We start from the raw sequence: 548 nt of genomic DNA, 5'->3' as shown, positions 1-548 counted from the left end.
GTCGACCTCGACATGCCGGTGGGCCAGCCGCCGCCGTCCGACATCAAGCCCGAGGTGCTGCGCATCGACATCGATGCCCTGAGCACGGTGCTGTGGAACGGCGAGCCGGTGGCGCCCGGCACCGACCTTGACGCGCGCATCGCCGAGCAGGCCGCGCGTTCCATCCAACCCGAGGTGCATCTGCGCCCCGATCGCGAAGCCCGCTACGAGACCGTGGCCGGCGTGCTGGCCTCGGCCCAGCGCCTGGGGCTGACCAAGATCGGGGTCGTCGGTGCGGAGCAGTTCGTCCGATGAGCACGCTGTCCATGCCCCCGGGCGGCCTGCCTGGCGCGCCGGCCCCCGCTCCCGCCCCGTCCACCCCCGCGACGGACCCCGAGGCCAGCGCCGACAGCCTGCGCGGCCCCGGTCGCCGCGACTTCCAGCCCCGCGGCCGCTTCGGCCCCTCGGCCATCGCGGTGATGGCCGGTGCCCATGTGCTGCTCGGTTATGGGCTGATGAACGGCCTGGGCAGCAAGGCGGTGGAGATCCTGAAGAAGCCGCTGGAGGCG

General features: G+C 73.5%; 2 protein-coding genes. Both read left to right on the top strand.

Going from position 1 to position 548, the window contains the following annotated elements:
* Positions 1-294: ExbD/TolR family protein (locus tag AACH11_RS24765; protein WP_341376966.1), on the top strand; the 294-nt coding region annotated here is incomplete at its 5' end.
* A partial coding sequence (locus AACH11_RS24760) for a hypothetical protein (RefSeq protein WP_423228818.1) occupies positions 291-548 on the top strand: 258 nt, incomplete at its 3' end. The genes AACH11_RS24765 and AACH11_RS24760, both read left to right, overlap by 4 nt.

This window comes from Pseudaquabacterium rugosum, assembly GCF_038066575.1.
Classification (GTDB): Bacteria; Pseudomonadota; Gammaproteobacteria; order Burkholderiales; family Burkholderiaceae_C; genus Pseudaquabacterium; species Pseudaquabacterium rugosum.
The sequence above is the reverse complement of the archived record's forward strand: the minus strand, read 5'-3'. Positions and strand labels throughout refer to the sequence as shown.